The sequence below is a fragment of the Klebsiella sp. WOUb02 genome (genome assembly GCF_050058015.1).
GTDB lineage: Bacteria > Pseudomonadota > Gammaproteobacteria > Enterobacterales > Enterobacteriaceae > Klebsiella.
Window position 1 is genome coordinate 382,420 of the sequence record NZ_CP170106.1, and the last position, 18,723, is coordinate 401,142.

The following is an 18,723-nucleotide window of genomic DNA, read 5'->3' on the forward strand; positions in this document are numbered from 1 at the left end:
GGTTTTATGGAGCGTGATAATTAAACGTTGCGGTAAATTTTTTGCTTCTTTGCCCGGCAAAAGCCTCTTCAGGAAAGGGCTTCAGCTGGCTGATACTTTGTAAAGAGCTAAGCGCTGCGCGATTGAGCAACATGCTCGGGGCCTTGCTGGCAATACCGGAAGACAGCACTCTGCCGCTGCGGTCGACTTCCAGCCAGACCTCAACGTTGCCCTGTGGGCGTTCCAGTGAAGCCTGACGGCCGCTCGGGTAGCGTTTACGCTGCTCCAACTCGCGGCGCAGCGCCTGCATGTAGCCGTTTTCCGCCGCCTGCGCGTTTGCTTTCGGTGCCGGAGGAGAAGAGGGCGCGGCTGGTTTACTCACCGGGCTGCGAAGGGCGGCGGGCTGATGAGCCTCGCGCTCCTGCGGCTTCGGGGCTTTCTCATGGACCGGTTTTGGCTTCGGTTTAGGTTTCGGCTTAACAATCGGTCTGGCCTGGATAATGGGTTCCGGGGCAGGAACGACGGGTTCAGCAATCGTTTCCGGCTCAGGTTGAGGTTCCGGCGGCGGTTCTGGCTGAGGTTCCGGGACGGGCTGCGGCTGCGGCGGCTCTGGCTCGGCCAGTGACAGCTCCATTACCGTATCGTCATAATGCGGTTTAACCTGCAGCACGGCATGCTGGCTAACGAACAGTAAGCATCCGGCGACAACTATCGCGGGTAGCCAGCTAGGCTGTGTCCCTTAATTACATAACCTCTTGTAAAACAATCGGATGCAACCCAGTTTCACCATCGCCAGATAATTCCTCGCCGTTTTGTCGTAACGTGTGGCAATGCGGCGGTATTCTTTCAGGCGACCAAAGCACCTCTCAACAACATTGCGATTGCGGTAGGCTTCACGATCGAGTGGTGAACGACCATCTGTGGCCATTTTTTCATTGGATTTACGCGGGATGACAACTTTTATCCCTCTTCTTTTCAGTTCGTTACGTAACGCATGTCCGGAGTAGGCTTTATCAGCCAGTACTGCATGACCACGGCGCTTGATACTTCCGTTCTGGCGCTGAACACCGATACCGTCCAGAAGACGTTGTGCAAACTGGCTTTCGTGAGCCTGACCGGGACTCAGTACGATGTTTAACGGCAGACCACTTCCGTCTGTCGCCAGATGAATTTTGGTGCCAAAACCACCGCGAGAGCGACCCAGCCCATTATCTCCGGTGATATCGGGTTGTTTTTTTGCGCACCGGCAGCACATTTCAGCGCCCGGATATTGCTGCCATCCAGTGCAGTGGCCGACCAGTCCACGAGGCCATGTGCATCCAGAGTCTGAAAGTAACTTGTTGAAAATAATGTTAATCACACCCGATTTTGACCATCGGTTAAAGCGGTTATAAACGGTCTTCCATGGGCCGTACCGTTCAGGTAAATCACGCCATGGTGCACCTGAACACAGCACCCAGAACATGCCGTTGATGATCATACGATGCTCCGCCCACGGACGCCCGGCCTGTGGAGAGGCAGACGCTGCTGGCAGAAAGGGTTGGATGATAGTCCATGCTTCATCGGGAATGTCGTAGCGAGCCATAGTTTAATATGTTGTGGAAACAGACAGTTACTATAGCTCAGGTGATTACGGGACACAGCCTAACAACGTGACGTGAGCGATAAAGCAGATACATATCACTGCTTCCGTGTGGAGATGGAAATAGAGAAGAAGCCGCCCTGACGTAAGGTATCCATCACCGCGACCAGGCGTTCCACCACAACGTCTTTATCGCTGTTCACGATAATGGTGGTGGTTTGGCTTTCCTGCTGCTGTTGCTTCAAGGTCCGCACCAACGCATCAAGGGCCAGCGGTTGACCGTCCAGTTGCAGCTGTTCACCGGCTCCGAGGGTGATAATGGCTTTTTTTTGCGGTTTAAGCTGTTGGGCGCTACTGGCCGACGGCAGCTGGGTTTTCAGGCCCAGAGCCGGGATCACATTCAGGCTAATCAGGACAAAGAAAACCAGTAAAAACATCATCACATCGATCATCGGGATCAGTTCGATATGGGCTTTATTCTTTTTAGGCTCACTCCAGTTACGCATGGCACTCCCCCCAAAAATTGAAGGGGTCAATATAGAAGCGCTTTGTTTGTTTTTTGTTACAAATTTATTATTTTATTATCACAAGTCACTCATTTTTGTGAAAAACAACCATCTATATGCTTTATTAAATAAATCGAATTTTGGATCCGGTTAGGATCAGAACATTGCTGGGGTATAAGTCGGCGATGCGACACATTGCCTGTCCGGGAAGGTAACTATTTAATAACCATGACGTATAGGTCAGACTAAAGCCTGAGAACCGGGCTTAGAATGCATCTGTAAGTATCCCGCTAAACCAGACCAGTCACTTTTGGATATCTTTCGACATACTAATCATGGTGGTGTAAGGCTAACTTCAGCTTTTCGCTAGAAGCGGGCTCAGCGCACTACTCTGGCAGCTAAGTACCAGGAGCGGACGTAAAAATTGCCTGTACTAACTGGACCACGCCCGGTGATCCTTATGAGCGTTTTCATTAGCTATGTTTTCAGCTTAGCGAAAGTCGGTATGCAGCACAGACCTCATATTTCGTCACAAAACGCGGTTTTCGCCTTCAGTACGTCATAACACCAGTTAACCAGTTTCCTCATTAGTGCGCTGATAGCCACCATTTTCAGTTTTGCAACAGTACCATTTATAGCTATAATTATCAGGCAATTAAGGGGGCTTATGTGACCTGAGAAGAAAAAATGATTTTTACCGGCAGCGAGAAATTATCCTTCGGAAATATGTTTATATACGAAATGGAATAAAAAATGAGTTAACAGGACTGCTAAAATAACAAGGATGCCTTATGCAAGGAAAAAATATAGCCGCAAAAAAAACAAAAGAGATGAAATTTGGCTTGATCCTTTTTGTTATGATGCTATCGGTTTGCTACATATTAATAACAAGAATAGATCTAATGTATACGTTTTTTACTATATACAGGTCACTGGATGGTGACTCTCAGATAAGAGGGTACTTCATAACTTCTTTTGTTGCTCTTTTTATTCTATCTGTTTTATGTGTTGTTTTTCTTTATGCTTTCTTTAAAAGAAAAAGAATAACTAAAAAACTACTTCTCTACATTCATTCTATTTATATATTGCTTCATGCCACAAGTTATGCATATGGGATTTATGTGGTAGATGTTGGCGTCGATATTATTGCTGCTGGATACATTAATAACTTGTTGATTGATATGTCTATTTTTTCACTCCCTCTCTTGTATGTTTATTTATCAAAAAGAGCGAAAGAGGTTTTCATAAACTAACGTCAATGATGATAGGGATATTCACATGAAAATTTACTGGGCCAAAAAAAGCATTCCAGAACTAGCAGGGCTTCCTCGGGATTTAAGAAGGAAAAATTTTAAAGATGCATATAATGCCATATCCACCCACATTGAATATTGGGTCGGAGCGGGCGTGGCATTTCTTTTTATTTTATTTTTCTTCAGGGTTTATGATTATTTACTGCCGGGGCAAAACTCATTTCCGAGAGATATAGTAAGAACAGTAGTTGTTGTATATCCAGCCATGCTCATCTGGTTTCAGTTTTCTGTTTATGGGATGAGGAAACATTATCGCCATATACTGGAAAGAGAAAAATACGAAAAAAAGGAAACAGACGTAGAAAAACTGATTCGTGAAGCCGATGCCAGAGAGTATAAGCAATGGATGGCATTTCGTCGCTTTGCCCTCATCATGATAATTATAGTAGGACTGTTACTTTTCATCGGGTTAGTCAGAACGACATATTGAAAATAATGTATAGAAAAGGGAAAGCCGTTGCTTTCCCGCTCATTCAACTCATGGATACTATCTCCAACATTCCCAGGAAAATACGTGAAAACTTCCAGCTGATTTACTCCTAGATAGCATTGTGCCTAAAAATGGATGTCAAAAGACGACTGATATAAAACCTGACCTGCTCCCCGCTAATTTCCACATGGCAATATGAGTATTACTACTATAGGCGAACTTTAGCTCCTCACTCATGACAGACCTACGTACTTGTCCGTTAAGTGCCAATAGGGGTAGTTTATAACATCAGGTAGGGTTCATCGGCGAGGAACTTTAATAATCATATAGCCACCTTCCAGACGATGGTAGAGATGACTATATGAAACCGGGCAACAGATGACCTAAGGTGTCGATGGCCACACGTGCGGGACAATTTTGTTTAACGTTAGCGGTGCCAGTTGACTGGACGATATATTGGAAGGAGATAACCAGAGAATTTCCTCAATTTCAGCAGCAGGCTTCACATCCTGAATGCGCCTTTCCATGCTGAACATGCAGGCATGAAGCAGATATCCGGGTTCGTTAGCAGCGCTATCTGTGAATTCGCCAAGCGGAGTAAGCTCTTCTTGTGATAGTTCAAGATTAAGCTCTTCCCTGAGTTCCCGAATCAGTGCTGAGTGAGCGTCTTCTCCTGGCTCAATTTTTCCTCCGGGTTGCATAAAATACACGGAGCCTCTTTTCCTGACCAGCAGTAATCGCCCTTTGTCATCCATCATGACCGCTGCAGCAATATGAATCGTTTTTTGCTCAAGCATGGCGATTTCCGCTCCACGTTGTCCATTTTGAAGCAGGTGGTGTATAGGTTTTAAAATAATCGATAATATCGTGCAAATTCTCAGAAAAAATAAGCATGTCGGCATAATCCTGTTTCATAAAACCTTCACTTACCATCTGATGTACCATCACTCTTAGAGGATTGTAAAAGTGATTAACGTTCAGAAACGCACAGGGTTTGTCATGTATTCCTAATTGGGCCCAGGTCCACTGTTCAAATATCTCCTCAGCAGTCCCTGCACCACCCGGTAATGCGATGAAACAGGATGCTAACTCTGCCATCACAGATTTTCTCTGGTGCATGTTATCCACCACCTGCAGCTCGGACAACCCGGTGTGGGCAATTTCACGTTCCAGCAAGGATTTTGGAATAACACCTGTTACATGACCACCATATGCGAGAGCTGAGTCGGCTACGGCACCCATTAAACCAACGCGCCCGCCACCATAAACGATATTTATACTCTGTTCAGCTAAACATCTACCAACAAGACGAGCAGCCTCCATGTAAGCTGGTGTACAGCCTTCAGAAGAACCACAGAATATTCCTACAGTGCGCATATTTTCTCCTCAAAAAAATGAACAAATCCACGTGATGGGAGATCCAGGGAGGTACATCTTAACATGTCCCCCGCGGGAAAGTGGATGAGTGATATTCTTCAGTAAAAGAAGGCAAATGATTTGTAGACCAAACGACAGTTCCTTGCTCTCAACTGACCAACAGCACTCACATCCGCTTCGTACCCGGAGCGAATGTGAGCTAGTATGATTGAACAAGGGTCAGGCCAATATTGAAATGGTATTAAGTCAGTGAGCTCTCAATAACGAAAAAGTTCGCTGTACGCTCGTTTGAATGGATATCTGGAGGGCGCAAGGATAGCTACAAATCAAAGACATGCTTCGGAAACTGCGTGGCTATCCTCAAACATGCGAAAACGGGTAATAAGGCCATCTTCAATGCGCATATCGAGTACAAACTCGGTTTCAATCAGCTTATCCGTTTTTTTAACGCGTGATGCAAGCTCACCGATAGCCACTACATGCTTATCTTTGATAAGGATATCTTTGATTTCAAAATGTTCTGATGAAATCTGTGAGCGGATTTGCGCATAGAATTCTGCTACACCTTTTCTGCCGTGTTTGCGGCCAATCCAGGGAACTACCTGAGTATTCCCGGCGACCAGCCAGTCCACATTTTCACTAACCAGTTCAGCTATTTCATTCACATCTTCTGCTGTGGCTATACGATGAAAAAAAGCTTCCGTTACTGCCTGCGGTGTTTGAATTGTCATAGCTTGTCAATCCGTAGTTAAGGGTCTTTAGATTAATTGATTGTCTTAACAATCACCTTATCCCGCAGTGCCGTTAAGTGATGTAATTGAGAGCAGTTGGCAAGTGACTCATTCTTATGGCTGCATTCACCATACGATCTGCCGGTTTATCAACCGGGCATGCTTTTACTTATATGCCAGTCATCAAAACGAAGCGCATATAGCATGCTTGGTGGGGCGTCTTTGACATCATCTATATCTCTGATGTAGCTCAGTCCTGCTTTTTGCAGAACTTTTTGCGACGCCAGATGGTTTGCTCTTACAACAGCATTAACTTCTGCAAGTTTAATTACCTCAAACCCATACCTGACGGCATATTCAGCAAACTCCGTCGCCAGCCCTTTTCCCCACGCTTCAGTCGCAAACCGATACCCCAGATTATTGAAAGGCTGATCGGTATAGCTGAGGATACTCAACCCACCGAAACCAATGATATCTTCGGGGCGGTCGAAAAGGGATATTGCCCAGTTACCAAAACCATTGGCGACCCAATGGTCTATCCATCGATTCAAAACCGCCTGCGCATGTTGAATATCAGGATAAGGTCCAGCCGGATTGAATTGGTTCGTGGCAGGGTCGCCATATATCCTGAATAGATCGGCTACATCTGATGCAACTACTGGTCTAAGACATAAACGCCTGGTTTCAAGCTGCAAACTTACCTCCCGATTGCTGATTTCAATGTATTGGCTTCGATGGCTCCGCAGGTTGATTTAAGCACACTTCGGCTGCGAAGCCATCGCCTTGCTCGATTTCGGGTATGTCCGCCATACGCCAGGGGGTAATAATGTTAACTTTGGCGCAGTGACATCCGCAGTGACGTACAAAACAACTGCGTACGACTCCCGTAGAATTAAACCGCCTGAGCCATCACCGATTTAAACTGCGCGTGCCACATGTCGTGAAATTTTCCTCGTTGGCTCATTAGCGTGGCGAAGTCGCCATTTTCGATGACCTTTCCGGCAGACATCACGATAATTCGGTCGAATTCTTTGATGTTACCGAGTCTGTGCGTCACGGCGAGGACCGTCGTGTTGAGGGCGAGAATGTCATTAAATAGCCGATGCTCGGTTTCGGGATCGAGCGACGAAGAGAACTCATCAAAAATAAACAAACTGGCCTTGCGGTATAGCGCTCGCGCAATCGCCAGCCGTTGCCACTGCCCAGTGGAGAGCTCATCGCCGCCGAACTGCTTGCCCAGCCGGGTGTGCTGGCCATACGGGAACCCTACCTGTTTCAGCAATTCATCAACCGCGGGTGACGGGGTCTCTGCGTCGTAATTATTCAGGGCAATGTTTTCGCCCACCGTGAACTCATATTTTCCGTAATCCTGAAACACGGTGGCGATCTGATTCCGATAGCTTTCAATATCCAGCCTGTCGATCGGCACGCCTGACACCGACACCGCCCCCTCACTGAAGGCGTACATACGTAGAATCATTTTAACCAGCGTTGTTTTTCCGCTGCCGTTATCGCCGAGAATGGCGACCTTCTCGCCGGGGGCAATTTCAAGGTTAACCCCATCCAGGGCGGGATGATTACGCCCCTCATACTGAAATCGGAGATTTTGAATGCTGAGTGCAAAAGGCGTTTCGGTGGGTAAGGTAAGATGGCCGTTTTTCACCGGTTCGATCTTATCCGTCATAAACGAATGATAGTGAGTGAAAAAACTGCTCATGCTGACGAGATTCGAACCAAAGTTGGCTATCTCGTCGAGGTGCGATTTCATCATCACAATAGACTGGAACACCATCACCAGCGCGCCCACGGCAATATCGCTGGTGCGTAAGTTGCTTAAAAACAGCGTTACTCCGGCGAACAGCATCCCCAGGCTCAGCACCATCGCTGGCACGGGCGCGATGAGCGCGCGGATGCGCTGTTTGTGCATGCGTGAGTAGGTATGGCGGGCAGATACGTTAAATTTATTCAGCAGATATTTTCCAAGGCCGTATAGCCGGATCTCCTGCAAAAAACTCTTGTCCATACTGACGCCGTATACGTAGCGCATCGCAATCGCATCTTTAGAGGTGAGGAATAAGTCCCGCACATATCTCTGCTGAATACGTATATTGGTAACAATCATCGGTATGGCGGAGAGTGCGCAAATGGCCGCTCCTGCTCCTGAATAGTTGAGCAGAACCAACAGCAAACTGCCGGCCATGATAATTGCCCGGATGACGTAAATGATACAGATGATGAAATTAAGCGGCCGGTAGGCGGCTTCTTTTTTCAAATATTCCAGCTGCTCGTAACGCGCCTTGTTATCAAACAGGCTCAGGGAAAAGGAGTCATTCATGCGGCGCATGATCTTAGCGCTGAAGTAATTGGTCGAAATCTCCGTGACATCCCCCTGAACAAGATTGACCAGGGGCTGCATCAGCTGCATGCCGAGGAGTGAGACACACCAAACAGCGACGTTCAGCATCAGCTCGCCGTTGGTGGTTTGCGCTGCATGCAGCGTATTGATGATCTGGCCGGTCATAAAGACGTTGAGGGCCGGTATCAGCCCCTGAAGCAATACAACGGCGATGAGCGCGGTAATACGGAGTGGACATGAAGCAAAGACGTACCTGATAGCCAGTAGCACTGACGACCTCCCTTGTTGCAGCAGCCATGGATCGTGCGATGTGCGGGTAATAATAGATGAGAATGGATGTCAATTGCATTAATGAATTTATTGAGTAGGGAAATGGGTTGCAAACAAGCACCTCTATCTCTCACCCGTAGCAGAAGCCATACGCCTCAGTTGTGTCTAACCATGCCTGAAATAAATGCGCCGATGAACACCGGCGCATTTATTTCAGGTTGATGAAGCAATATCACGCGCCCCACAAACCGGGTCAGTTTGCGCGATATTGGCTACTGACTAACGTCTTGTTGTCGTTAAATTTTAAAGTCAATGTTACCTCTTTGTCATAGTTTACCGGGGCAATGACATAGAGTGCCTTACCGGTGGTTTTAGAATGATAAACCCAGTCATTTTTAACGTTATAGTCCTCAGGTAGCGTCGGGCGGCCGAGCAGCAGCAGGACATCTCTTTTTGTCGTTTTACCGGGTATTAAGTTTTTACTCACTCTTTTTCTGAGAGTTTTTGTACACTCCCTTCATGCGTTCTGTCTATATGGCCGATACAACCTGAAATCAGCAGGGTTAAACATAAGGCCAATAAAGTGGTTATTCTATTCATTTATTCCCTTTGTCGATTATTCAGAATAAGTATAATTCGGGTATTTTTCGACAGAGTCATCTACATAAATATTATTTTCAGCATCATATTTTAGATGGGTTGCATAAAGTACGCAGTAGCCACTTTTATCGCTTGTGGATAGTTTAAACTCGTACGTTTCTCCTTTTTGCGGAACAAAGGCGTAACCAACATCGCGGCAGCCGTACAAAAACCTGAAGCCCACCCGGGTCGGGGTATTGGCATACACGGTTGTATCATAATATGTTTCTTTATATCTTGCGCTATCGCTTGAGGCTTTCGGAAAACCAAGGTCGTGAGTCGGTCGCAATATTACGATGCTTGTATCATCAACCGCCCCAGGCTTTTTACCGTGCTGGCTGATGGTAAACCCGGGAGGGTTACCAATTAACCGAATTTTAGCAATATTGGTTTCCGATTCGGGTGGTGGCGTATAGGGCACCTTCCCCCAGTAGGATGCACACCCTGATAATAAGCCGGAACTTATAATAATAATGAATGAGTTGAGTGTTGATTTCATAATAATCCTTTTATTAAAAATGAATCCTGGCGGCAATGATGCCGACACTTTTCCATCGTAGCCTGTTGCTGATGGCGAACTACTTCGCCTGTTAACAGCGGGCAAAACGATGGTTCATAACAAGAACCTAAGCCAGAAGCCGGGATCGTCGTTATCGTGGGGAAATAATGCCACCACTGTACGATGAACCGTGGGCTATCGGTCTCGTAGTCTATCAAAAATGGCGGATTTATTATATTTTATTATTTATTAGCGAGTTGGTAGAGTTTCATGTAATCAGAGTCCGTAATAGGATTCAAAAGGGAGAGAGGGGCGGAAGACCCCAGCGGGTAGTTTTATTCCTTGTACCAGCACAAATCTGCTCCGCGACTGGTGATGATCTCAGTTTAAATATCCCGCTAAACCAGAGCATTCACTTTAGGGTATCTTTCGACAAACTAATCATGGTGTTGTAAGGCTCGCTTCGGCTTTTCGCTCGAAGCGGGCTCAGCACACTGCTCTGGCAGCTAAGTGCCATAAACGGACGTTTATTTTTATAGTCAATTAAAAAATAATTACTGATAAATATAGGCTTTTGAGTTAATTAGTTCTTAATTAAACCCCTCCAGGCTTCCTGGTTATGAAAGCTCGTTGTTTTTATTCATCATACTTAACCATTAATTAGTTTTTTCCGGGCTCACAACCATCCAGACAGCAACACCTATAATTGTCGCCCCTATAATGAAGCCATTGTTAATGATTTCGCCCAGCACAGTATATCCCCACAGCATGCCAAACGGAGGAATTAAGAATGTCACTGTTAATGAACGTAATGGCCCGACATCGGCAATCAGACGGAAATACAATATGTAAGCAAACGCAGTACAGATCACTCCCACTGCAATTACGCTTATCCATGCCTCTTGCTGTTGCCAGTTAACAGTAGGACCAATGCTGGTGCTCCATAGAAAAAAAGGCATCAGAAAAATAGATGCCCCCATCTGGCTACCGAAAGCGACAATTTTAGGATCGAGTCCGCCTTTGTTGGCAATCCAGCTTCGTGTCAGAAAACTGGCGACCCCATAACAACCGGTAGCGATGAGACAGGCAATAACACCGGCAATTTGCTTATCCGCAGACAATACTTTACCAATTGTGGTGATCACAATGATGCCGACAAGTCCCAGGAATATGCCAGCCTATTTTCGAAGTGTCAGTTTTTCCGCAAAACATGAAAATCCAACGAGTGCCCCCATCAAAGGCGTTGTTGCATTCAAAATGGCTGAATACCCGGCAGGTAGCCATTTGGCCGCAAGGCAATACATCAGAAAGGGAGCTATACGCATAAAGAGAAAGCTCGCTCCCCAAATAACGGCAAGCAGGAGTAACCGGAGATAGTCAGCAACACGCATAACAGTTCCTTTTTCTTTGAAGGGGAAGTAACAACGAAACTGTGAATCATGCCAGACATGTCGACAAACAAGATTTTTGTTTATACTTAAGATTTTCTAACTTATAAAGCACGATATCTGATGAAAATTCCACCTTTACATGCGCTTATGTGTTTTGAGTCTGCGGCAAGACTTATGAGTATGAAGGCCGCTGCTGAAGAATTATGTGTAACGTCCAGCGCTGTCAGCCAGCAGATTGCAAAACTCGAAAACGTGACGAACACTCGATTGTTCATACGCAGTCCTCGTCGTCTCGAACTGACAACTGAGGGGCGTATCTATCTGAGGGCGATACGGCCCGCTTTCAGCCAGATAGCAGAAGCAACACAACGCTTAACGAATGATGGAAAGGCAAACAAAGTAACGATTAGTTGCACAAGTGGTTTTGCCATTCAATGGCTGCTGCCGCGGCTGCCTGCATTTGAAAAAGCCAATCCGGGTGTGGAAGTACAAATCAGTACAACCAACAGACAGGTTGATTTACTGTCTGAGGGGATTGATTTCGCTATCCGGCACGGCGCTGGTAGCTACCCTGGAATGGAGTCTGAGTGCCTGGTGAACGATAAACTTCTCCCGGTCTGTAGCCCCCGATTAATTGTACCAGAACACGAACTCTCATCACCGAACGATATTGCAGAGTATACGCTGTTGCATGATGAACACCGGCTGGACTGGTCCGTCTGGTTTCGTGCACAGAGTATTGCCAATGTGAATACTGATACTGGTCCTGTTTTCGTCGATTCCAACGGCGTGATTGAGGCCGCAATCGCAGGTAAAGGCATCGCGCTTGTTCGCAGTGCTCTTGTTCAGGAAGAACTTGCAAGTGGCTTGCTGATTAACCCGCTGAAAATTCCGGTTGATTCGCCGATTGCGTACTACCTGGTGTACGAAGAGTCCGCTATATTACAGAAAATAAGTCGCCGGTTCCGTGACTGGATTACAACAGCAGCCAATAAATACCCTGCAATATAAGGTGAGAGAAAATAAAGATGTTGATTCAGGTTCAATCTAATTCATAAGGTCGCAAATTCCGCTCTTCGCTCTCAGCAGACCTTCAGTTCCAGGAGCGTGTCTGCTCCGTGCCAGCAGCGGACTTTTTGGTAGTTGTCAGTAGGGAGATATTTCAGCAGAATGAGAACGTTTTAAGATTTGCCCATTGTTTATGCGGTCACAAGCTACTGAATCTGGCTCCGGCGGGTTACGGACTCACAAAAGGAAGGATGCAAAAGAGCGAGCTATGCGCACTCATCTATTGAACAAGTCTCGTAAACTATATCGCAGCGACAACACGACTACGCGGCATTGTTCTACTAATCCGGGTGCTGAGTACCGCTGGGAACGTAATCGTAAAAGAGTCGGAGATGATCTGCTGCCAAAGCGCGAAACAATGCATGGCAGGCAGAAGCGTGGCCGGGACTACACACCACTGTTTAACTTTCTTATCAAACAGATTGGCAACCCGTGGGATGACATATTCAGCGAGGTATGTGGACGTCTTGATACCACCGTTCCTGTATTCTGGTTGGTCGCGCTGCATGAGCATCAACAAAGGGATTTAGTCCGCATTGGCGACAGCAGTTTTTATCCGGGCCTGTTCGTTGATGGAAATGGAATTCTACAACAGGTAAACCCTTCGATTACGGGAAAGGACGTTAAGGTTACTTGCCGGTGTTGTACACTCACCTATATTGGTGAGCCTGTGCCGTGGATGTATGAGTAACATTACCTGCCACCCTGCCACGGATGTGACCTCCATCAGCGGTAACAACGAACGCAAACTTCCTCTCATCGTTCATAACAGATGCTTTGCGTCCCCGGGCATGTCTGCCTCGAGCCAACATCGGAAGAGCATTTATGAAAAAAACGGTCGAGATACTGCAATACACATTACACAAAGGCACTGGAGCTACGTTTCACACCATCATGCAGGAAATCAGTGTTCCTCTTCATCAACGCCACGGAATTGATGTCGTGGCGTTTGGTAACTCTCTGCATGATTCCGATTGCTACTATCTCATTCGAGCCTTTGAAAGTGCTGAAAATATGAATACGGTGCTTGAATCCTTCTACGCGAGCACAGACTGGCGCAGCGGGCCACGCGAATCCATCATTGACTGCATCGAAACATGCATTAAAACAGTGATGCCACTGTCTCCGGTAAGTGTGGATGGGCTACGAGTGTAAGCCCAATTCTATCCCGTGAAGATTGCAGACATACTGTCATATTAGTTCTGGCTCGGGATATCAAACGTGCTAGATCGAGTAGGAGCTAATACACATAATGCCAACGTTATGCTGCAAGCTAAACTTCTGCCTCTCGCTCAAAACTGCCTGTCAAAGTGGTTAAGCTCTACCACAGCTCAGAGGTACAAAAAATCACCTTAACGTACAATAATTTTCGATATCCAAACTGACCCCTTCCATACCGCTGGGGGCTATCAGTGAAGCAGGTAAACACAGAGTTTGGCTTGGGTATATCGTATTCCTCCATCCCCTAAAACGACAACCGAAACCATATGGCCCACAGGATATAAGCGCCACCTGCGAGAAATAACAGGCGATAGACCCAGACAATGGCGTTTTCCTGCCGCAGGTAAAATTTCAGCGGGTTACGGTGCATGTTGGCCGCATTGTGAGTTTTATGAAAGTGCGTCATCTGTTGCGCGCCTCTGCTGGCTAGAGCCATCATAAAACTTGTCATCATGGTCATAACTAGTGCCATATAGCTTTTCACCAGAAGCCCCAGGCTCAGGCGCAGCCATGGACTGTCGCCCTTGTGCAAAAGGACGACACCATGTTTTTTAAGCGCAATTGCAGCAAAGCTAAGCGTTAGGTGCACGACCAGCAGGATGACAAAATGCTTCGCATTGGTGCGGAAAGTATTCTTCAGTGTGATACCAAAGATCCAGACGAAAAAAAGCAGTGTTGATGCCAGCCACATAATTGAGTTTAGAATCATTCCAGGCCTGCTCAGTAAATTACTCATTGGCATATTTTTGCCGAATGGCGGTAAGAGCGCCAGGATGATTTTTACAGCTAAATCGTAACTGACAATATTTCACGAATACTCGGGTTCTTTTGACTGACGGTGACCTGTTCCCCTTTGCTTAGGACACTTCAATGTTAGTCATGGGGTTGTGAACTTCGGTTTATCGCTCATTACTGCCCTTTAGTTTTGCCGTTCACCTCGGTGCCTGTACATCTGACTAGCCACAGTATCCAGGGGATAGGAGGCGGAGTTCGACAGCCAGCCATTCTTGACGGAGGGCAGGGGATACAAACATCAATGCCACTACTGATGGCAGAAAAATTGCGTGCTCTTATTAATAATGCAACGTTACATGAAGTTATATTATTTTCTGAATCAACTTCGCAATAATCAAAACTGTCCATGCAATCTATACTGTGTTTTTATTCAGTGCGATATAATGAAGTCAGATAAAATTTTCACCTGTCATAACGGAAGGATGGAATAGGTAGAAAGATTATTAAATATCGCGGTAAGGAGGTGGTGGAACACCTTCTTACCGCTAACCACAGACAACTATCAAGGAGTTGAATATGGCTGAGCAGAATTTTAAGCCAGAAAGTGCTATTGCCAAAATAGAATCTGATGAATCAGAAACTAATAGCAAAATTGCGATCTGCTACGTAAAAAATCAGTTAAGCACTCGCAGAATAAATCCACAACGGAGTCACCACAACCGCTTAACCGCACGGAGTTTTATGACCGTATGCGGCATGACTATATCCCGCTCCAGGGTGACTGGCTTTCGCAGGCCGGATTTACGCCGGGTATGCCGGTAAAAATCAGAGTGATGCCAGATTGCATTGTGATCACCACCCAGAACAGCCGGGAGCTGTTCGGTTGTGCCGAAGGGTTAAGCGCGGCTCATTTCAGCAAGAAGAAAATGGACTTGTGGATCAAGACGTTCCCCGGTGTGCTTAACGATACCGGTGACCTGCCGGTCATCCGGCGGGAGAAGCCCCGCTATGATTGCCTGAAGCGAAGTCGTGATTGACCCTTAAGGTAAAATCCCGGCTCTGACACCGGGGTTTTGTGAACATCAATCAGGATCTGAAGGAGGTGATTTTCGCGAGTTGTATTTATCTATTAAATTAAAAACTATAGTTGCTAACGTAATAGCCACCCCTGCAATGCATCCAAAAACAATTGCTCTTTTTATCTGTCCTTCGGGGATCAAAAAGTAACCGTTTTTAATATATGCAATGAATGAAGCTCCAGCGCCTAAAATAAAGCAGACCAATATGCAGAAAATGCAAGAGTAAATTAATAGTTTGATATATGAAATCATTTTTTACCTTCGTTATCTTGTTTAGGTGTATCTTTCTACACAAGTTTATTTAATAACTATTTTGTATAGCTTATCGCGCATATCTTCAACAGAAGGCAGATCCTTATCGAGGACCTTCTGGCTTAATTCTTTGGCTTTACCACAGGCTTCCGCTGACATTGTCCGGCAATCACCCAAATCCCGGGAGGCCAGCACATTATTCTCAACAACATTCCCGCTAGAAGAGGGAATGTTGTTTAAAATGTAAGTTCAGGGATAAAGACTGTCTTCATAAGGGCTGTTAATAAGTATCTCATCAAGATGACTCTGCGCTTTTAGCCCCCAACTTTCACTTATCATGTGCATAAGCTCTATAATCTTATGAAAATATATGCGTCGACTGTCTTTTCCAGGAATTCGGTTAGAGAGTTCATAATCCACTGCAACGGCGTGTACAAAATCATAGATTATCCAATAAAGTAGCTCATCTATAGATGAAGTCACCTTTCTGGAAAACTCATATCCTCTCTCGGAACAGATATAATTATATTTTCCGTTCTCAAAAGAAATGTAGGGTGTACCATCACCGACAGGTGAAGTATGAAGAATGATCGACTGGGCTGGAAAATCGATTTTTGCAACCAGTATATCGACCTGTTTCTGAAGAACGTTAATATTTGTTAACATCTTAATTAACCTTCCGAATGTATTTGTTATCTAATAACCATTGCACATCTACTCGCTCCTTCATATCAGGCAGGATCTGAATACCTCCGCCAGGTTCACCAAAAGCAGGCGCTATTTTTCCCTGGATAAGCGACATACCGTTAAGTGGCAGCAGGCAAGGCTACCGCTCACCATGATCCACAGATCTGCCATGCATGTAGTTTAGCGAAAAATGGTCCCTTGATTCTGTAGTATTTTATTATTTATTAGCATGTTAGTTAATTGTTGGCGTAATAGGATAGGGGGGTATGTGGGCGGAAGAGAAGGAGATTCCTGGTGATCCGATGCAGCGTATGAACTGGTTGAGGCCTAATCTGACAGTCCGCTCCGTGCCAAAAGCGGACATCCGCTATTTAAAGGGGGGAACTCAGTAAATCTTTTTTTCCGGTTACCCCATCGAATGAATCTGCCTACGCCTTCAGTCTATCTGCACTGTATGCCACGGTTTTCATTTCCCGCAGTGCATGCAGTCGCATGTTTAACGCCGTTTCAATATTGTTATATGCAGTGCTGCCCAGCGGTAAGCGCAGTGGTGCATCGTCAGCATCAGCAGCAGCGATCATCGCCGTCACGCATTTTTGCGCATCACCTCTGATCTCAAACTCGCCACTCATCAGCGCTGTCCGCAGTTTTCCTGCGGCGGTATCTCTGTAAACGGGTAAGGCATCGGCAATATCCAGCCCCGCAGCAAATTTCGTCGCCGTCGGTCCCGGCTCCACTAGCAAAAAGTCGATGCCAAAAGTCGCAACTTCCTGTCGAACTGCTTCGACAAAACCTTCTATTCCCCATTTAGTGGCGTGATACAAACTGAAGTCAGGATATGCAATCTGGCCTCCTTCCGAGGAAACCTGCACAATACGACCGCCGCCCTGTTTCCGTAAAAAGGGAATCACGGCGCGAATCAGCTGAATTGAGCCGGTAAGATTAGTCACAATCTGCCGTTCAATCTGCATATCGCTCAGTTCTTCCGCTGCTCCAAACAGCCCATAAGCCGCGTTGCTCACCACAACATCAATCTGACCCGCCTGTGCGAATGCAGTTTCAATGATGGGCTTAATGGTTGCTGTTTTGCTGATATCAAGCACGATTAACTGTAAATTATCTCCGTATTGCGCGCGCATATCATCTAATGCGCCTTCACGCCGGACGCTTGCTACTACCCGATCGCCACGGGCCAGCAGATTTTCACACATCAGGTGGCCCAGGCCGCTGGATGCTCCGGTAATTAGCCAGGTTTTCATTACTTTTCTCTCCGTTTAGTGAACCGACGATCATCATATAACGAATGATTGATGGCATAATCTCCTCAAATTGGCATGAGATGGTGGGAAATATTAAACAATGAAGCGCCCGTCCTGGAATGAATTACTGGCGGTGAAAACTGTTGCTGACCAGCGCAGCTTTCGTCGCGCTGCAGATGTACTCGGACTTAAACGCTCAACGCTCAGTCACACAATAAAGGGGCTTGAGACTGCGCTTGGCGTGCGACTTTTCCATCGAACGACGCGAAGTGTGTCGTTGACCGAAACAGGTGCAATGCTGATTGAGCGCATGGCTCCGCTACTCAGTCAGATGGACGAGCTACTGAATGACGTTACCGCCAGCGATCACCAGCCTTATGGTAGATTGCGCATCAGCGCCAGTGATGCAGCTATCAGCCTCCTGCTGGAAACAATATTGCCGACATTCATCCAAAAATATCCAGGGATTGAAATTGATTTAGTCGCGCAGGGGCAACTGGTTGATATTGTTGAGCAAGGGTTTGATGCAGGGATACGGCTGTTTGAAGATGTGCCTAAAGATATGGTGGCCATTTTCCTGAGCGGGCCGTTACGCTTTGTTACTATAGCGTCACCTGATTACTTAGCATCACGACCACCAATTCAGCATCCGCATGATATCTTGCAGCACGTATGCCTGCGACAGCGTCTGCCAAGCGGTAAACGCTATCACTGGGAATATCAGCAGGGTGAGCAACGATTTGCGCTGGATGTACCTGGCAGTCTGACTCTCGACAGCGGTGCTTTAATGGCAGAAGCTGCCGCCGCCGGATTAGGGGTGGCTTATGTGCCGGAGCGCTATGCTCAGCACGGGCTGGATACACAGCGCCTGGTGACATTGCTTGACGACTGGACAATAGCCTCGCAAGGTATCGCGCTCTATTTTTCGCATAATCGTCATATGCCCGTCGCGTTACGGTTGTTTGTCGACATAATCAAAGCAACAACGCGCGTCTGAAACTATTCGACTACTCGGGCCAATGGACATATCTGACCCAGAAAAAGAATTACTGGCATAACACTCTGTTATTAAAAGTATTGTCTTATTTTCAACGTTCGCTCTTGCTCAAAGCTGCTCTTTGGTGTGGTCATTCGACCCGTTGCCTGGACCGTCTGACGTACCACCATATCCTGGGGATTTGACTGTCCACCATTCTTGGCGGAGGGCAGGGGATACATACCATCAATACCGCTACTGATGACAGAAAAATTGCGTGCTCTTATTAATAATGCAACGTTACATGAAGTTATATCCATGATACTTCAAGTTGCAGGAGCAATAGTCCGGATAGCGATAAGGGTATCTTGTT

The 18,723-nt window shown here is 46.4% G+C and carries 21 protein-coding genes and 1 pseudogene; 7 read left to right on the plus strand and 15 right to left on the minus strand.

What is annotated here, in order from left to right; genetic code table 11:
* Positions 1-4: 4 nt before the first annotated feature.
* From ABOC21_RS04000 to ABOC21_RS04010, 3 genes are all read right to left on the minus strand, one after another.
* Complete coding sequence (locus ABOC21_RS04000; protein ID WP_426812557.1) at positions 5-691, minus strand: energy transducer TonB family protein; 687 nt, start codon at positions 689-691, stop codon at positions 5-7.
* A 27-nt stretch (positions 692-718) separates the two neighbouring features.
* Complete coding sequence (locus ABOC21_RS04005; protein ID WP_426812496.1) at positions 719-1,564, minus strand: IS5 family transposase; 846 nt, start codon at positions 1,562-1,564, stop codon at positions 719-721.
* A 95-nt stretch (positions 1,565-1,659) separates the two neighbouring features.
* Complete coding sequence (locus ABOC21_RS04010) at positions 1,660-2,067, minus strand: ExbD/TolR family protein (RefSeq protein ID WP_426812538.1); 408 nt, start codon at positions 2,065-2,067, stop codon at positions 1,660-1,662.
* Positions 2,068-2,858: 791 nt separating this feature from the next.
* Here ABOC21_RS04010 and ABOC21_RS04015 point away from each other — a divergent pair.
* Positions 2,859-3,320 carry a hypothetical protein gene (locus ABOC21_RS04015; RefSeq protein ID WP_426812539.1) on the plus strand — a complete coding sequence of 154 codons (462 nt, stop codon included), beginning with the start codon at positions 2,859-2,861 and terminating at the stop codon, positions 3,318-3,320.
* A 25-nt stretch (positions 3,321-3,345) separates the two neighbouring features.
* Positions 3,346-3,810, plus strand: coding sequence for a hypothetical protein (locus tag ABOC21_RS04020; protein ID WP_426812540.1), 465 nt, complete (start codon positions 3,346-3,348; stop codon positions 3,808-3,810).
* A 383-nt stretch (positions 3,811-4,193) separates the two neighbouring features.
* Here the strand turns inward: ABOC21_RS04020 and ABOC21_RS04025 are convergent, their stop codons facing one another.
* The 8 genes and pseudogenes from ABOC21_RS04025 to ABOC21_RS04060 form a co-directional block, all read right to left on the minus strand.
* A complete protein-coding gene (locus tag ABOC21_RS04025; protein ID WP_426812541.1) occupies positions 4,194-4,607 on the minus strand; it encodes an NUDIX hydrolase in 414 nt (137 codons plus the stop codon).
* A complete protein-coding gene (locus ABOC21_RS04030; RefSeq protein ID WP_426812542.1) occupies positions 4,600-5,187 on the minus strand; it encodes a TIGR00730 family Rossman fold protein in 588 nt (195 codons plus the stop codon). The genes ABOC21_RS04025 and ABOC21_RS04030 overlap by 8 nt, the downstream gene beginning before the upstream one ends.
* A gap of 326 nt (positions 5,188-5,513) precedes the next feature.
* Positions 5,514-5,918, minus strand: coding sequence for a nuclear transport factor 2 family protein (locus ABOC21_RS04035; RefSeq protein WP_426812017.1), 405 nt, complete (start codon positions 5,916-5,918; stop codon positions 5,514-5,516).
* A gap of 149 nt (positions 5,919-6,067) precedes the next feature.
* A complete protein-coding gene (locus ABOC21_RS04040; RefSeq protein ID WP_426812018.1) occupies positions 6,068-6,613 on the minus strand; it encodes a GNAT family N-acetyltransferase in 546 nt (181 codons plus the stop codon).
* Between the two features lie 197 nt (positions 6,614-6,810).
* Positions 6,811-8,544, minus strand: coding sequence for an ABC transporter ATP-binding protein (locus tag ABOC21_RS04045; RefSeq protein WP_426812019.1), 1,734 nt, complete (start codon positions 8,542-8,544; stop codon positions 6,811-6,813).
* 253 nt (positions 8,545-8,797) lie between these two features.
* Positions 8,798-9,031: an outer membrane protein assembly factor BamE domain-containing protein gene (bamE, locus tag ABOC21_RS04050; protein WP_426812020.1), complete on the minus strand. Its 234-nt coding sequence runs from the start codon at positions 9,029-9,031 to the stop codon at positions 8,798-8,800.
* 129 nt (positions 9,032-9,160) lie between these two features.
* Positions 9,161-9,682 (minus strand): hypothetical protein, encoded by a 522-nt coding sequence (locus tag ABOC21_RS04055; RefSeq protein ID WP_426812021.1) that lies wholly within the window; start codon positions 9,680-9,682, stop codon positions 9,161-9,163.
* Between the two features lie 656 nt (positions 9,683-10,338).
* Positions 10,339-11,073 (minus strand): annotated as a pseudogene (locus ABOC21_RS04060) (DMT family transporter).
* A gap of 120 nt (positions 11,074-11,193) precedes the next feature.
* Between ABOC21_RS04060 and gcvA the strand changes: the two are divergent.
* The 3 genes from gcvA (at position 11,194) to ABOC21_RS04075 (ending at position 13,296) form a co-directional block, all read left to right on the plus strand.
* The gene (gene gcvA / locus ABOC21_RS04065) at positions 11,194-12,084 is read left to right on the plus strand and encodes a transcriptional regulator GcvA (protein WP_426812022.1); all 891 of its coding nucleotides are present in this window, start codon (positions 11,194-11,196) and stop codon (positions 12,082-12,084) included.
* A 265-nt stretch (positions 12,085-12,349) separates the two neighbouring features.
* Complete coding sequence (locus ABOC21_RS04070; RefSeq protein WP_426812023.1) at positions 12,350-12,832, plus strand: hypothetical protein; 483 nt, start codon at positions 12,350-12,352, stop codon at positions 12,830-12,832.
* A 134-nt stretch (positions 12,833-12,966) separates the two neighbouring features.
* Complete coding sequence (locus tag ABOC21_RS04075) at positions 12,967-13,296, plus strand: NIPSNAP family protein (RefSeq protein ID WP_426812024.1); 330 nt, start codon at positions 12,967-12,969, stop codon at positions 13,294-13,296.
* A 310-nt stretch (positions 13,297-13,606) separates the two neighbouring features.
* Here the strand turns inward: ABOC21_RS04075 and ABOC21_RS04080 are convergent, their stop codons facing one another.
* A complete protein-coding gene (locus tag ABOC21_RS04080; protein ID WP_426812025.1) occupies positions 13,607-14,071 on the minus strand; it encodes a hypothetical protein in 465 nt (154 codons plus the stop codon).
* A 775-nt stretch (positions 14,072-14,846) separates the two neighbouring features.
* On the opposite strand from ABOC21_RS04080, the gene ABOC21_RS04085 reads away from it, so the two are divergent.
* Positions 14,847-15,134 carry a SymE family type I addiction module toxin gene (locus tag ABOC21_RS04085; protein ID WP_426812026.1) on the plus strand — a complete coding sequence of 96 codons (288 nt, stop codon included), beginning with the start codon at positions 14,847-14,849 and terminating at the stop codon, positions 15,132-15,134.
* A 543-nt stretch (positions 15,135-15,677) separates the two neighbouring features.
* Here the strand turns inward: ABOC21_RS04085 and ABOC21_RS04090 are convergent.
* The 3 genes from ABOC21_RS04090 to ABOC21_RS04100 form a co-directional block, all read right to left on the minus strand.
* A complete protein-coding gene (locus tag ABOC21_RS04090) occupies positions 15,678-16,094 on the minus strand; it encodes an Imm63 family immunity protein (protein ID WP_426812027.1) in 417 nt (138 codons plus the stop codon).
* A 1-nt stretch (position 16,095) separates the two neighbouring features.
* On the minus strand, positions 16,096-16,230 hold the full coding sequence (locus ABOC21_RS04095; RefSeq protein WP_076945886.1) for a glycohydrolase toxin TNT-related protein: 135 nt from the start codon (positions 16,228-16,230) through the stop codon (positions 16,096-16,098).
* Between the two features lie 313 nt (positions 16,231-16,543).
* A complete protein-coding gene (locus ABOC21_RS04100) occupies positions 16,544-17,374 on the minus strand; it encodes an SDR family oxidoreductase (RefSeq protein WP_426812028.1) in 831 nt (276 codons plus the stop codon).
* A gap of 100 nt (positions 17,375-17,474) precedes the next feature.
* Between ABOC21_RS04100 and ABOC21_RS04105 the strand changes: the two genes are divergently transcribed.
* Positions 17,475-18,371 carry a LysR family transcriptional regulator gene (locus tag ABOC21_RS04105; protein ID WP_426812029.1) on the plus strand — a complete coding sequence of 299 codons (897 nt, stop codon included), beginning with the start codon at positions 17,475-17,477 and terminating at the stop codon, positions 18,369-18,371.
* The last annotated feature ends 352 nt before the right edge of the window (positions 18,372-18,723 follow it).